We start from the raw sequence: 13,791 nt of genomic DNA, 5'->3' as shown, positions 1-13,791 counted from the left end.
CTGTGCAAACAGATGTTTGGCCAAGGGTTTGACGAGTTGAATCCGGCCCTTTGCAACCATCTGATGACCAGCCACCACTTACAAACTCCGCCGAGCGGCCGCGATTGCCTCCACCTCGCTGGCCGCCACGGCCATGGGGTAAGGCGAGGCCTTGGCGCGGCCGGGCAGCGCCCGCTCCATTTCGGCGCGTTCAACGGCATCGACGACCACATAAATGGTCTGTTTTACCAGGCGGCGGAGATCGGCCTTGCGCGCCTTCATCCAGAGAATCATCGGCTTGCCCGCCGACGGCTGCGGCCGGTCCTCGGTGTGGGCGATGATGACCAGAGGCCGATCGCGGGCCAGCAGGCGGTCGTATTCGGCGACCCAGTCCTGCCCGTCCTGCTCGGTGATCAGTTGGCCGGTGGCGACGAAAATATCCGGTTCGGCTTCGCGGAAGAATTTCATGGTGTGCTCCTCGCAGTGTTGGATCGACGGGTTTTCAACAGCAAGGCGAGCGGCACCAGCAAGGCGAGCGGCACCAGCAGACCGAACAGGCCGGCGCAGATGGCGGCGCTGGAGAAGCCTTGCGCGAAGGCACCAGCCAGCATGGGCTTGAAAAGGTCTGGTCCGAGCGTGAGGCCGGCGGGCATTTCATGGCGCTGCACCGCCAGGCCCGCGAGTGTCGCCGCATCGGCCACGCGGGCTTCCGACAAGGCGCCGCTCATGGCCGAGATGGCGCGCGAGCCCATCACCGTGCCGAGCAGCGCGATACCGATCGTCATGCCGCTCTGGCGCAAGGCATTCAGCGTCGCCGAAGCCGAGCCGCTGACGGCACGCGGCACGGCGACCATCGCCGCAGCGCCCGTGGCCGGCACGGCGAGCCCAAGGCCAATGCCAAGCACTGTGAAGAAGCCTGCGATAACCACATAGGACGTCTGTGGCGTGAACGATGCCAGCGCCAGCATCGACGCACCCAGCACCCCATAACCGCCCATCATCAGGCGGCGCATGCCATAGCGCTGCGCCAGAGGGCCAAATCGCGAGGCGGTTGCCGCCATGGCCAGAAACACCGGCACCATGCGCCAGCCGGCCTGGGTTGCCGACCATCCCTGCGCCTGCTGCAGAAAGATCGAGAACAGAAACAGGCTGCTGTAGCCGGAAAAACCCAGCACGAAGGAAGCAAAATTGACGCTGGCGTAGGTGAGGTCGCGAAACAGATTAAGCGGCAGAAGCGGCCGCGCCACACGGCTCTCGACGACGACAAAGAGCAGCAATGCCACGACAGCAACGATTAAGCCAACAGCGTTGACGGCGCCGTCCATCCCACTTGCCCCGCGCCAATCAGCGCATAGGCCAAAGCACCGAGGCAGAGCGCGCTCAACACCTGACCGATCGGATCGAACGAGGCCTGATCCGGATCGGCGCTTTCCTGCAATCCGCTCAATCCGATCAGCAACGTCAAAGCGCCCAGAGGCAGGTTGATGAGGAAGATGCTGCGCCAGCTGACGTGGTCGACCAACAGACCGCCAAGGATCGGACCGACGATGAGCGCGATACCACTGAAGGACGACCAGCCGCCGATAACATGGGCGCGCTCGTGCGGATCGGGAAAAGCCTGGGTGAGGATTGACAGCGAACCAGGGATGACCACCGCGCCGGCCATGCCCTGAAGCGCCGAGCCGGCGATGAGAACGGAAAGCGAGGGCGCGGCAGCGCAGACCGCCGAACCCAAAATGAACAGTGCCACACCGACGAGCCAGACCCGCTTGCGACCGTAGCGATCGCTGAGCGGGCCGGCCGACAGCATGAAAGCCGAAAGGCACAGAGCATAGGCGCCCACCACCCATTGCAGGCCCGAGAAATCGACCTTGAGAGCCGCCTGAATGGCCGGCAGCGCCACGGTGACGATGCTGATCGCCAGCGAGGCCATAAGCGTGCCGAGATAGACGGCGGTGAGAACCAGCTTCTTGCGCGAGGGGGACATGACGGCCTTCCCATTTGCCCGCCTATTTGCCGGCGATCCGCCCTCCATAGTTATAGACTGACCGTCGGTCAATTAAATTATCTATTTGAAAATAATTCTAAATATCGACTATTGACTATCAGTCGGATGGGAAAATAGGTTCGCTCGATGGCGATCAAAGCAGAATCAGCGACCCGACAGCCCCGCAAGCGGCGTGTCCTGCCCGCGGAAGTGCGGATCGACGATCTGCTGAGCGCCGCCGCCGATCTGTTCCTCAGCAAGGGCATCGAAGCAACGACCGTGGACGATATCGTCGGCCGCGCCGGCGTCGCTAAAGGCACGTTCTATCATTACTTCCCCACCAAGACCGACGTGATCCTAGCGCTGCGGGAGCGTTTCTCGCGCGGCTTCGTCGATCGGGTGGCGGCCGCGATCTCGGCCTGTCCGCCGCACGATCATCCGGCGCGGATCACCGCCTGGCTCCGTGGCGCGGTCGCCACTTATCTGGCCAACTACGAGCTGCATGACGTGGTCTTCCACGACTTCACCCACAGCCGTCGCCAATCGCAGGAAAAGGACACGGTGATCGCGCAGCTCGTCGCCCTGCTTGAAGCGGGCGAGAAAGCCGGTGCCTGGACCCTGCCCGACACCCGCATGACCGCCCTGGTCTTTTTCGACGGTATGCATGGCGCGGTCGATGACGCCATCGCCGGCGGCGGGCGCGATCCGGAAGCGATCGTGCGCCTCTTATCCGCGTTGTTCACACGGCTCTTGCGGGCCTGACCGGCGAACGCCAGCAACTGAGGCTGGATCAGGGCACCGAATTTCACAACAATGTCAGGATTGGCTGCCCTATGACGGCGCTCCCTTTTCTGAAAGACTTCCTTTGGCCACCGCCACCTTCATTCTTCTGCTTCTCGTGCTGGTCGCTCTCTCGGGCGTGATCGTCCGTTTTCTGCCGATCCCGCTGCCGATCATTCAGATCGTTCTTGGCGTGCTGCTCGCCTGGCCGGCCGATGGTTTGCAGGTGCAGATGAACCCCGAAATCTTCATGCTAGTGTTCGTGCCGCCGCTGCTGTTCATCGACGGCGTTCTGGCACCCAAGCGGGAGTTCGACGAACTCAAGGGACCGATCCTCGGCCTCGCCTTCGGCTTGGTATTTCTCACCATCCTGGTCTTCGGCTTCGCACTCAACTGGCTGGTCCCCGCCGTTCCCCTGCCCGTCGCCTTCGCGCTCGCTTCCGTTTTGGCGCCCACCGATGCGGTCGCCGTCGGTTCGATCATCAACAAGAACCTGGTGCCGAGCTACGTCATGCACGTGCTGGAAGGCGAGTCCCTGCTCAACGATGCAACGGGCCTGGTCATCTTCCGCTTCGCGGTCGCCGCCGCGCTGACCGGCCAATTCTCGGCCGCCGATACCGCGCTCTCCTTTCTCGCCGTGGTGATCGGCGGCGTGTTGTGCGGCGGCGTGATGCTGGTGGTGACGGCGAAACTGCTGCGGCTGGTCGCCAAGTTGGGCGACGTCCGCTCCGAAGTCGAAGTGCTGATCCTGATCCTGCTGCCCTTTGCCGCTTATCTGTTGGCCGAACACTTCCATGCTTCGGGTATTTTGGCCGCCGTGATCGCTGGGCTTTACATCAGCGCATCGGGCCTGTTCGGCTCGCTCAGCGTGCCTGCCCGCTTGCAGAACATGTCACTGATCGAGGTGATCTCCTTCGTCTTCAACGGCGGCGTGTTCTTGCTGCTCGGTTTGCAGCTCCCCGAGATTCTCCGCAAAACACCGGCGGAACTCTCGCTCTATGGTTCGGTCGCCGAGCCGATGGTGGCGGTCTTCCTCCTCACCCTCATCCTGCTGGCCATCCGCTTCGCCTGGATCAACTGGGGTTCGCTGATGCGCAGCCTGGTCGCGCGGTTGCGCGGCAAAACGCGGCGGCGAGCGAGCATGCGCATCAAGATCGTCATGTCGCTGGCGGGTGTGCGGGGCGCGATCACCTTGGCCGGTATTTTGTCGTTGCCGCTGGCCCTACCCAACGGCTCGCCTTTTCCGGCGCGCGATCTCGTCATCTTCATCGCCGCCGGTGTCATCATCTGCTCCATCCTGATCGCCAGCGCCACCCTGCCGTTCGTGGCTCGCGGCATTCCATTGGACAGGGAGGATGTCGTTGCCAACGAAGAGCGGCTGGCGCGCGTCACGGCAGCGGAAGCCGCCATCGCGCGTATCGAACAAATGGTCGACGAGAGCCAGGGCGACAGCGAGAAAGCGGCCATTCGGCAAGCCGTCGCCAATCAATTGATCAACATCTATCGACAATATGTCATCGCCGGTGAGGCCGATGAACAACCCTCGCAGCACCTCATTCCTGTCATCACCGAAATGCGTGAGGCAGCGCTTGAGGCCGAAACCGCCGCTCTGACGCAATTGATGCGCGACAAGAAGATCAACGATAATACCATGCGCGCGATCATGACCGAGATCACCATGCAGCAGGCGTTGACCGTGCAGCGCAAGGCGAGATGAACGCCCCAGACATCGCGCCTATGCGATGAACGAAAGGTGACGACGAGGCCAAGCTCGGCTATTTATTCCATTCCGCTTCGCCAGACTTCGTTTCATCCCTCATTGGAGGTCCGCCGATGCACCTTGGCCAGATCCTCGACTCCCTCGCGCAAGCGCCCGTGGGACCCGGCGCGCTCACGCAGTGGGAATTCGTCCTACGGCTGTTCATCGCCGCCATCCTTGGCAGTCTCATCGGCATCGAGCGGGAGCGGCTTGCCTGGGCTGCGGGGCTGCGCACCCATATGCTGGTTTCGGTCGGCTCGTGCCTGGTGATGATCGTTTCGGCTTTCGGCTTCGCCGACATCTTAGGCGGCCAGAACATCGTTCTCGATCCATCGCGTATTGCAGCGCAAGTCGTCTCTGGCATCGGCTTCGTTGGCGCCGGCTGCATATTGCTGCGAGGGGAGATCGTTCGCGGGCTGACCACAGCGGCCAGTCTATGGACCGTGGCGGCCATCGGTCTTGCGGTCGGCGGTGGGCTTTATATCGGCGCGACCGCTGCAACGCTCATCGTGCTGATCATCTTGGCCGGCGTCAAACCGCTGGAAGAGTGGCTACAACACCGCAACGAAGTGCATCAACTGGATATCTTCGCCGCGCCCCGCGCCCTCTCCTACGATGTGGTGCGCGATACCCTGGGTTATCGATCAACGCGAATGGTGAGCTTCGTTTCCGTGCCAAGCGAGGATGGCGCAAGCGATCAAATCCAGATCCGGTTGCACCGGATGCCGGCGGCGGACTTGCGTGAAGTTGTCCGCCTGCTCGCGGCCGTGCCGGATGTTCGCAGCGTCACGTCCGTATGACGCCACGTTCAATTGTAGAGAGAATATTTCCTCCAGTCGTCTCGCTCGACCTTCTCGCCGATTTCGTAGGTGAGGGTCTTGACCTCAACACGGGTCGGAGTCGTGCGGCACTGATAGGAGAGATGATACCAGTCGCCCCGGCTGCGGAACGATGCGCCGGGCGCGTTGATGGAATCGCCTTTATAAGAGGGATCAGAGAAGGTGTAGGCAATCACCTTATCAACGCGGAACTGATTATGCTCCTTGTTGATCTGCGACATTAGCTGCGTATCGCAAGCTTGCTCCAGACGCGCGGTCGGCTCGAGGCGCAAAAGCTCCTTCTTGATCCGCTCGTCAAAGGAATAGGCGGGGCTGCTCACCAGCACCGCGGCCGTCAGCATCCATAGGCTCTGTTTTGCAGTCCACACGATATGTCGCACCTTCATCTTTCTCCCCAGACTGTGTTACCCCGAACAAGGCAAAAATGCGACCGAAATTCAGCTCTTTAGGGCTGTCGGGCCGGCAAGCGGACGCACCTGCGCGTTTTCCCATGCCTTCACCACAAATTGATAGAGCGGCTAGGCCATCTTCGACCGCTGCACACATCTTTCGAACGTGCCCTCTTGCGTCGGAACGAACAAAGCATTCGCTGCGTAAAAGCTGGCTCAGCTCAGCGATCAAAGGAATGACGATATCGCGCAGTCCTAGCCGGCCTGTTCAACTGGCATCGCGTTCACAGACCTGTAGCCCTCATTGAAACGTCAGATTGGCCGCCTTCACGATCTGACTGAAGCCAGCAATATCGCTATCGATCACCTTGCGAAACTCTTCCGGCGAAATGGCGCCCGGTTCGGCGCCCAACAGGCGCAACTTGCTGCTGACTTCTTTGTCCCGCACCGCTTGCTGGAACACCATGACCAGCTTCTTGACGATCGCCGGAGATGTGCCGGCTGGCGCCAATACGCCCGACCATAGCATGGTGTTGACGCGCGGCACGCCGGCCTCCGCCGTCGTTGGAATGTCAGGCAGTTCCGGCGAGCGTTGCGGGCCGGTAACAGCCAGGGCACGTACGCGGCCATCCTTGACCTGCGGCACCGCGGGCGGCGGATCAGTGATCGCCAACAGACAGAACTCTTGATTCACGCATTGCACCATTTCCGCACTGCTCTTCAGCGGCAACGCGACGCCGGGCATGCCGGTCTCGAGCTTGAGAAGTTCCGTGGTGATCGTGAAAGCCGGCGACGTCGTTCCATAGGTCGACTTGTTCGGATTTGCTTTGGCATAAGCAACGAGGTCGGCGATCGATTTGATCGGCGATGTCGTGGGGACGATCAGCACCATCGGAAAGCTGGCGATCGTCGTCAAAGGTTCGAAATTTTTCGTCGGATGATAAGGAAGATTGGGATAGACGGCGGCGGCGATCGACATGTTGCCGCTGGCGCCAACGAAGAGCGTATAGCCATCGGCCGCCTGAGTGGCGACATATTCGGCAGCCATGCGGCCACCGGCGGCCGGCCGGTTCTCGATGATCAGTTGCTGGTTCATGATCTCAGAGGCTTTCGCGCCGACCAGACGCGCGAAGATGTCATTGCCGCCGCCTGCCGCGAACGGCACGATCATCCGGATCGGCTTGTTGGGATAATCGGCGGCTTCCGATTGTGCTCGAACCGATGTCGTCGTGCCCAGCGCAACAAAGGCCAGCAAAACGCCCCCACTCAATTGCCTCACGATGCTCGTGCAAAAGCCCACGAGTCTACTCTGCCTTGTCGCGGCCATGCGGACGTCCCTCCCTATTTTTTACAGTGAAAGCCTAGTCCGTTTCCCGCCCGGAAGCGAGGGCGAGCTTGGCGCGTTCTGGACAAATCCAACGACAGGAGCCATGACACGTCATTCGGCTCCACTGGTTCTGGCATGAAACAACCCGCTCCAAGACAAAGACGCACGCAGGCTGAACGACGCAGCGAGACACAGGCAGCCATTCTGGCCGCCGCCATGCAGATCCTCGCGGAAGACGGCTACGCCAATTTCAGCGCCAGCCGGGTCGCCGCCGTCGCTGGCGTCTCACGCGGTGCGCAGGAACATTACTTTCCCCGCAAGGCCGACCTCATGGCCGCGGCCGTCAAACACGCCATGGCCGAGGCCGTCGATCATGCGGAACGGCTGTCGCGCACGGTCAATCACACCAGCGACCCGATCGAGAAGTTCCTCTTGGATTCCGAGCATTTCTTCTTCAGCCCGATCTTCCTGGCGCTGATGGAGATCATGATCGCCTGTCGCTCCGATCGCGAACTGGCGGCCGTCGTCAATCCGGTGGTGAAGAAGGCGCGTGTCACGCTCAACCGCATCTGGACGGAAACATTGAGCGCCGCCGGCTATCCGGCGGACAATGCCCGGCAGTTCGTCGAGATCAGTCATTATGCCATGCGCGGCTTCTTCGTGGTCAGCACATGGCTGCCCTATACCGTTGATCGAAAAGCCATGATCGCGGCTTTGCGCGATCTGGCACCGACTGCGCTGCAACTTGGAACGCTACCGCGCCCAACCGTGAGGAAAGCGCCCACGCGTCGCACGCTTAAAGGTTGAGCTGAAGCAAGTTCCCATTTCAGCCCAACGGGCACATCAAAATCAAAAACAAGGAGCGCTCCTTGTAAGTTGATTTCCGTCTGCGTTTATGCCTATCGTTGCATCATGTCGCCGGCGGTGAGGGCATGCTCCGGCCGATCTGAACTTCTGGGAGGAACGCAGATGGCGCTGCAACAAAATACCAATCGTATTCAGACCACTCACATCGGCAGCCTGCCGCGCCCCCATGACCTGCTTGATCTCATGCGACAGAAGTTCGCCGGCAAGCCTTACGATGAGAAGGCGCTCGACGGATTGATCGCCAAATCGGTGGCGGATTCCGTACGCAAACAGGTGGATTGCGGCATCGATATCGTCACCGATGGCGAATTCTCCAAGCCCGGCTTCTTCACCTACATCCGTGAGCGGCTAGAGGGTTTCGAGGCGCGCCCCAATCAGAAACTGCTGATCTTCCAAAAGGAAGTGGCGGCCTTTCCGGCTTACTATGAGCAATATTTCAAGGAAGCGATGATGGGCGGCACGATCGTGCCTATCGTTCCTGTCGTTTGCACCGGACCAGTGAAATATCGTGGCGAAGCCGCCGTGCAGCGAGATATCAAGAACATCAAGGCCGCCGCAAAGGCTGCTGGCATTCCCGATGAACACGTCTTTCTGCCGGCCACGGCGCCGTCCGGCGTCGGCATCAATGAATATTACAAGACCGAGGAAGAGTATTTCCACGCGCTCGCGGCCGAGCTGAACAAGGAATACAAACTCATCATCGACTCCGGCATTCTGCTGCAGGTCGACGATCCGTTCCTGCCGGATATTTTCGTCGAGCCCGATCTCGACGAAAAGCAGATGAAGCGGCGCGCGGAAATCTACATCGAAGCGGCAAATGCTGCACTGAAAGGCATTCCGGCCGAGCGTGTCCGCTATCATACCTGCTATGGTGTGAATGAAGGCCCGCGCCTTTACGAAGCCGCTTTGTCGGAAATCATCGGTTATGTGTTGAAGGTCAAGGCGGGCTCGGTCAGCTTCGAAGCGGCGAACCCGCGCCACGAACATGAATATCACCTGTTCGAGACGATCAAAGTGCCAGATGGCATGGTGCTGTGCCCCGGCGTCATCACCCATGCGAGCAATATCGTCGAACATCCAGAATTGATCGCCGAGCGCCTGATCCGTTTCGCCAAACTGGTGGGGCGCGAGAATGTGATGGCGGGCGCCGACTGCGGCTTCTCCTCACAGGCGCTCTACAAAACCGAGGTCCACGACACGGTGATCTGGGAGAAGTTCAAGGCCATGCGCGAGGGAGCGGATATCGCGACGAAGAAACTCTGGTCTTGAGGCTTTCGGTTCCGACGAACTCGGAACCGCGCTTCAGGTTTTTCAACGCTACGTTTTCGGGAGGGGAAAATGGATAAGCGTATTTTGCTGCTCGCCGCGGCCGGCCTTTTGGCTGTCCCGGCTCAAGCCGCCGATAAAATCACCTTGGGCTTCATGTCGACGCTCTCGGGGCCCAATGCGATCATTGGCACCGAGATCCGCGACGGCATGCAGCTTGCCGTGGAACAGCTCGGCGGCAAGATCGGCGGCCTGCCGGCCCGCGTCATCGTCGAGGACGACCAGCAGAAGGCCGATGTGGCGCGGCAACTGGCGGAAAAATTCGTTCAGTCCGATAAAGTGGACGCGGCGATCGGCTTCAGCTTTTCCAATCTGATGCTGGCGGTCTATAAGCCGCTCGTCGATGCCAAGACCGTCACCATCAGCTCCAATCCCGGGCCGTCGCAACTCGCCGGCAAGGATTGCTCGCCCTATTTCTTCTCCACATCGTGGCAGGGCGACAACTGGGCCGAAGGCATGGGCGCCTATCTGCAGAAAAAAGGCCTGCAGAACATCTATCTGATTGCGCCGAATTATGCGGCAGGCAAGGACGTCATCGCCGGACTGAAGCGCTTCTACAAGGGCTCCATTGCGGCGGAAGTCTACACGCCGCTGACGCAGCTCGATTTCTCCGCCGAGCTGTCGCAGATCAAATCGAGCAATGCCAGCGCCGTCTTCGCCTTCTATCCCGGTGGCCTGGGCGTGCAATTCGTCAAGCAATATTCGCAGGCCGGCCTGAAAGAGAAATTCCCACTCTACAGCGCCTATACGGTGGATGAATCCACCCTGCCGGCGATTGGCGACGATGCGCTTGGCCTGATCGTCGCCACCTCTTGGGCGCCCGATCTCGACAATGCGGCGAACAAGAAATTCGTCAGTGGCTTCGAGAAGAAATATGGCCGCGTGCCGGCGCCCTATGCGGTGCACGCCTATGATACGATCATGCTGCTCGACACCGCCGTGAAGGCCGTCAATGGCAAGATCGAGGATAAGCCGGCTTTCCTTGCCGCCCTGCGCAAGGCACAATTCGAATCGCCGCGCGGCGCTTTCAAATTCAACACCAATCAGTTCCCGATTCAGACCTTCTATCAGGGCGAGGTGAAGAAAGGTGCTGACGGCAAGCCGCGCATCGTGATCCAGGACAAGGCGCTGGAGAATTATGGCGATGCCTATGCGCAAACCTGTTCGATGAAATAGGATCGCGATACCGGATCAGGACCCGCCATGAGCGCGACCCTGCTGCTCGAACAATGCCTCAACGGCATGCAGCTCGGCATTATGCTGTTCTTGATGTCGGCCGGGCTGACGCTCGTGTTCGGCATCATGAACCTGGTGAATCTGGCGCACGGCTCATTCTATATGGCCGGCGCCTATCTTTGCGCCTTTGTCTATGCCTCGAGCCAATCCTTCCTGCTCGGCGTGATCGCCGGGCTGGGCGGCGCGCTGCTCATCGGACTGATCGCCGAATTCCTGATCTTTCGGCGCATCTATAAGGGCGATCATCTCGACCATGTGCTGGTGACCTTCGGCCTCACCCTGATCTTCAACGATCTTGCACGCCTGATCTGGGGGCCGGCCGCGCTCTTTGCCCGCGTGCCGCCGTTCCTCGCCGGCCAGGTCAATATCTTTGGCCTGATCTCCTATCCTGCTTATCGCCTGGCGATCATCGTCGTCGGCCTGGCGGTCGCCGCCCTGCTCTACGGGCTCCTGCGTCACACGCGGCTCGGCATGCTGATCCGCGCCAGCGCGTCCAACCGCACCATGGCCAGCGCGCTGGGCGTCAACGTGGTCGTTCTTTATGCCCTGGTCTTCGCTCTGGGCGCCGGGCTGGCCGGTCTTGCCGGCCTGATGGCCGGGCCGATCTTCACGGTTATCCCGGGCATGGGCGACAATGTCTTGATCCTCGCCTTCGTCGTCATCGTCGTCGGCGGACTGGGTTCCGTTGAAGGCGCCTTTTGCGCCGCCCTCGTCATCGGCCTCATCGATACGCTCGGCCGTTCGTTCATGAAGCCGCTGTTCGGCCTGTTTCTCGAACGCGCCGCCGCCGACAACAGCGCGCCGGCCATCGCCTCCATGCTGATCTACATTCTGATGGCCGTGATCTTGTTCTTCCGGCCGCAGGGCCTCTTTCCCCCCAAGAGCCGCTGAGGCCCATCCGCGACATGACCAAAGAACGCATTGCTCTGGCCCTGGTCGTCGTTCTGGCGTTGCTGCCGCTGCTCTTCGCCGCCATGGGCGAAAGCTATTATCTCACCGTGGCGACGCGCATGATGATCTTCGGCATCGCCGCCCTGAGCCTCGATCTCATTCTGGGCTTCGGCGGCCTGATCAGCCTGGGACACGCGGTTTATCTCGGCATCGGCGGCTATGCGGTCGGCATTCTTGATTTCTACGGCATCAACAATGGCTTCGTGCAATTGGGCGTGGCGACGCTGGCCTCGGCGGGCGCGGCGCTGTTCATCGGCGCGGTATCCCTGCGCACCAGTGGGGTCTTCTTCCTGATGATCACGCTGGCCTTCAGCCAGATGGTCTATTTCCTGGCCATCAGCATCAACAGTTTCGGCGGCGACGACGGACTGACCTTGAACGCTCACAGCGATCTCGGCCTCAATTTCGGCAATACGCAGGTCTTTTATTATTTCGTGCTCGCCTGCCTGGCCTTCTTCCTGTGGCTGAGTTTCCGCGTGGTGCGTTCGCGTTTCGGCATGTTGTTGCGCGGCATGAAATTCAACGAGAGCCGCATGATCGCCATCGGCTTTCCGACCTTCCGCTACAAGCTGACTGCCTTCGTCATTTCCGGCGCCATCTGCGGCTTTGCCGGCGCCCTGCTTGCCAATCAGACGCTCTTCGTCTCGCCCTCGATCATGCAATGGACGCGCTCCGGCGATCTGCTCGTCATGGTGATCGCCGGCGGCATGGGCACCATCGTCGGCCCCGTCATCGGCGCCATTCTGTTCCTGCTGCTCGAAAAAGTCCTGGCCTCGTTCACGACCTATTGGGGGGCGCTGCTCGGCATGGTTCTCATCGCTCTGGTGCTGATGGGCAAGACCGGGCTGCTCGGCAGCATGACGAAAGGCGGGCGCTCCCATGGCTGAGCCGATGAGCCACGTCCTGCTCGAAACCCGCCAAATCCGTAAACGCTATGGCGGCATCGTCGCCAGCGACGGCATCGATCTCGACGTGCAACGCGGTTCTCTGCATGCCATCATCGGCCCCAACGGCGCCGGCAAGACGACATTGATCGCGCAGCTCGCCGGGCAGTTGCGGCCCGACAGCGGCTCCATTCTGTTCGATGGTCAGCCCGTCGATCGCCTGCCCGCTTATCAACGGGCACGTGCTGGCTTCGCCCGCTCCTTCCAGATCACCAATGTCATTTTGGAGCTGACGGTACTCGACAATCTGGCTCTCGCCGTGCAGGCTCGAGAGCCGCATAGCTTTCGCTTTTGGACGGACGCCAGCCGCGATCCCAGCCTGCGCGAGCCGGCGCGCCATGTCCTCGATACCATCGGCCTCAGCGCACGGGCCGATGTGCCCGCTGGCCAATTGTCCCATGGCGAAAAGCGCGCGCTTGAAATCGGCATCGCTTTGGCGACAGAGCCAAAATTGCTGCTGCTCGACGAACCGCTTGCCGGCACCGGCCCGGAGGAGGCGGCGCGTGTGGTCAAGCTTCTGGCATCCATCAAAGGCCAACTGACCATTTTGATGATCGAGCACGACATGGACGCGGTGTTCGCCCTGGCCGATGTCATTTCGGTCTTGGTTTCGGGCCGCATCATCGCCAGCGGTTTGCCGGCCGCGATCCGAGCCAATGCGGATGTGCGCCGCGCTTATCTCGGTGACGAGGGCGCGGCATGAGCAGCGCTCTCCTCTCTGTGAACGGCCTGGACGCCGGCTATGGCGAAAGCCGCGTGCTGTTCGGCCTGTCGCTTGATATTCACGAGGGTGAAGTCGTCACCTTGCTCGGCCGCAACGGCATGGGCAAGACCACTACGATCCATTCGATCATAGGCATCGTCACGCCGACCGCCGGCGACATCCGCTTTGCCGGCGCGGCGGTGGAGCGATTGCCAGCCTATGCCATCGCCCGGCGCGGCATAGGGCTCGTGCCGGAAGGACGACAGATCTTTCCCAACCTGTCGGTGCGTGAAAACCTCGTCGCCACGGCAACACGAACCACATCGAATGGCTGGGATGTGGAGCGAGTGCTGAAACTGTTTCCGCCGTTACGTGAGCGGATGTCGAGCTGGGGCAATCTCCTGTCCGGCGGCGAACAGCAAATGCTCGCCATCGGCCGCGCGCTCCTGACCAATCCACGCCTGCTGATCCTGGACGAGGCGACCGAGGGGCTGGCGCCGCTGGTGCGCGCCCATATCTGGAACGTCATCGCGGAGATCAAGGCAACGGGCATGTCGATCCTGATCGTCGACAAGAATGTCGAAGCCCTCACGCGTATCGCCGACCGCCATTATGTGCTGGAACGAGGCCGCGTGGTGTGGAGCGGCACTTCAGCGGCGCTTGCCGCCGACGGCGAGATCAAGACCCGCTATCTCGGCGTGTAG

15 protein-coding genes are annotated in these 13,791 nt (G+C 61.0%); 10 read left to right on the top strand and 5 right to left on the bottom strand.

The window, feature by feature from the left end:
- Positions 1 to 78: 78 nt before the first annotated feature.
- Genes OIM99_RS26710 through OIM99_RS26700 form a run of 3 tightly spaced genes read right to left on the bottom strand, consistent with a single transcriptional unit; the run spans position 79 to position 1,966 of the window.
- Complete coding sequence (locus tag OIM99_RS26710; protein ID WP_311853566.1) at positions 79 to 447, bottom strand: hypothetical protein; 369 nt, start codon at positions 445 to 447, stop codon at positions 79 to 81.
- Entirely contained in the window at positions 444 to 1,304 is an 861-nt protein-coding gene (locus tag OIM99_RS26705) for an MFS transporter (protein WP_311853565.1), read from the bottom strand. The genes OIM99_RS26710 and OIM99_RS26705 overlap by 4 nt, the downstream gene beginning before the upstream one ends.
- Positions 1,274 to 1,966 carry an MFS transporter gene (locus OIM99_RS26700; protein WP_311853564.1) on the bottom strand — a complete coding sequence of 231 codons (693 nt, stop codon included), beginning with the start codon at positions 1,964 to 1,966 and terminating at the stop codon, positions 1,274 to 1,276. The genes OIM99_RS26705 and OIM99_RS26700 overlap by 31 nt, the downstream gene beginning before the upstream one ends.
- A 147-nt stretch (positions 1,967 to 2,113) precedes the next feature.
- On the opposite strand from OIM99_RS26700, the gene OIM99_RS26695 reads away from it, so the two are divergent.
- The 3 genes from OIM99_RS26695 to OIM99_RS26685 all read left to right on the top strand — a co-directional run bounded on the left by OIM99_RS26695 (position 2,114) and on the right by OIM99_RS26685 (position 5,305).
- A complete protein-coding gene (locus tag OIM99_RS26695; RefSeq protein ID WP_311853563.1) occupies positions 2,114 to 2,728 on the top strand; it encodes a TetR/AcrR family transcriptional regulator in 615 nt (204 codons plus the stop codon).
- Positions 2,729 to 2,831: 103 nt separating this feature from the next.
- On the top strand, positions 2,832 to 4,463 hold the full coding sequence (locus tag OIM99_RS26690; RefSeq protein ID WP_311853562.1) for a Na+/H+ antiporter: 1,632 nt from the start codon (positions 2,832 to 2,834) through the stop codon (positions 4,461 to 4,463).
- A 116-nt stretch (positions 4,464 to 4,579) separates the two neighbouring features.
- A complete protein-coding gene (locus OIM99_RS26685; protein WP_311853561.1) occupies positions 4,580 to 5,305 on the top strand; it encodes an MgtC/SapB family protein in 726 nt (241 codons plus the stop codon).
- Positions 5,306 to 5,313: 8 nt separating this feature from the next.
- On the opposite strand, the gene OIM99_RS26680 is transcribed toward OIM99_RS26685, so the two are convergent.
- Both OIM99_RS26680 and OIM99_RS26675 read right to left on the bottom strand, forming a co-directional pair.
- Entirely contained in the window at positions 5,314 to 5,730 is a 417-nt protein-coding gene (locus tag OIM99_RS26680) for a DUF930 domain-containing protein (protein WP_311853560.1), read from the bottom strand.
- A 304-nt stretch (positions 5,731 to 6,034) separates the two neighbouring features.
- The gene (locus OIM99_RS26675) at positions 6,035 to 6,988 is read right to left on the bottom strand and encodes a tripartite tricarboxylate transporter substrate binding protein (RefSeq protein WP_311853559.1); all 954 of its coding nucleotides are present in this window, start codon (positions 6,986 to 6,988) and stop codon (positions 6,035 to 6,037) included.
- Between the two features lie 207 nt (positions 6,989 to 7,195).
- On the opposite strand from OIM99_RS26675, the gene OIM99_RS26670 reads away from it, so the two are divergent.
- From OIM99_RS26670 to OIM99_RS26640, 7 genes are all read left to right on the top strand, one after another.
- A complete protein-coding gene (locus OIM99_RS26670; RefSeq protein ID WP_311853558.1) occupies positions 7,196 to 7,867 on the top strand; it encodes a TetR/AcrR family transcriptional regulator in 672 nt (223 codons plus the stop codon).
- 162 nt (positions 7,868 to 8,029) lie between these two features.
- Positions 8,030 to 9,196, top strand: coding sequence for a cobalamin-independent methionine synthase II family protein (locus OIM99_RS26665; RefSeq protein WP_311853557.1), 1,167 nt, complete (start codon positions 8,030 to 8,032; stop codon positions 9,194 to 9,196).
- Between the two features lie 69 nt (positions 9,197 to 9,265).
- Positions 9,266 to 10,429 (top strand): ABC transporter substrate-binding protein, encoded by a 1,164-nt coding sequence (locus tag OIM99_RS26660; RefSeq protein ID WP_311853556.1) that lies wholly within the window; start codon positions 9,266 to 9,268, stop codon positions 10,427 to 10,429.
- Positions 10,430 to 10,456: 27 nt separating this feature from the next.
- Entirely contained in the window at positions 10,457 to 11,380 is a 924-nt protein-coding gene (locus OIM99_RS26655; RefSeq protein ID WP_311853555.1) for a branched-chain amino acid ABC transporter permease, read from the top strand.
- A gap of 14 nt (positions 11,381 to 11,394) precedes the next feature.
- Entirely contained in the window at positions 11,395 to 12,327 is a 933-nt protein-coding gene (locus OIM99_RS26650; RefSeq protein ID WP_311853554.1) for a branched-chain amino acid ABC transporter permease, read from the top strand.
- 4 nt (positions 12,328 to 12,331) lie between these two features.
- Complete coding sequence (locus tag OIM99_RS26645) at positions 12,332 to 13,087, top strand: ABC transporter ATP-binding protein (RefSeq protein ID WP_409371583.1); 756 nt, start codon at positions 12,332 to 12,334, stop codon at positions 13,085 to 13,087.
- Positions 13,084 to 13,791 (top strand): ABC transporter ATP-binding protein, encoded by a 708-nt coding sequence (locus tag OIM99_RS26640; protein ID WP_311853552.1) that lies wholly within the window; start codon positions 13,084 to 13,086, stop codon positions 13,789 to 13,791. Before OIM99_RS26645 ends, OIM99_RS26640 begins: the two co-directional genes overlap by 4 nt.

The organism is Methylocella sp. CPCC 101449 (assembly GCF_031921685.1).
GTDB lineage: Bacteria > Pseudomonadota > Alphaproteobacteria > Rhizobiales > Beijerinckiaceae > Terripilifer.
Note: the sequence above shows the minus strand (reverse complement) of the source record. Positions and strands in the feature narration are given on the sequence as shown.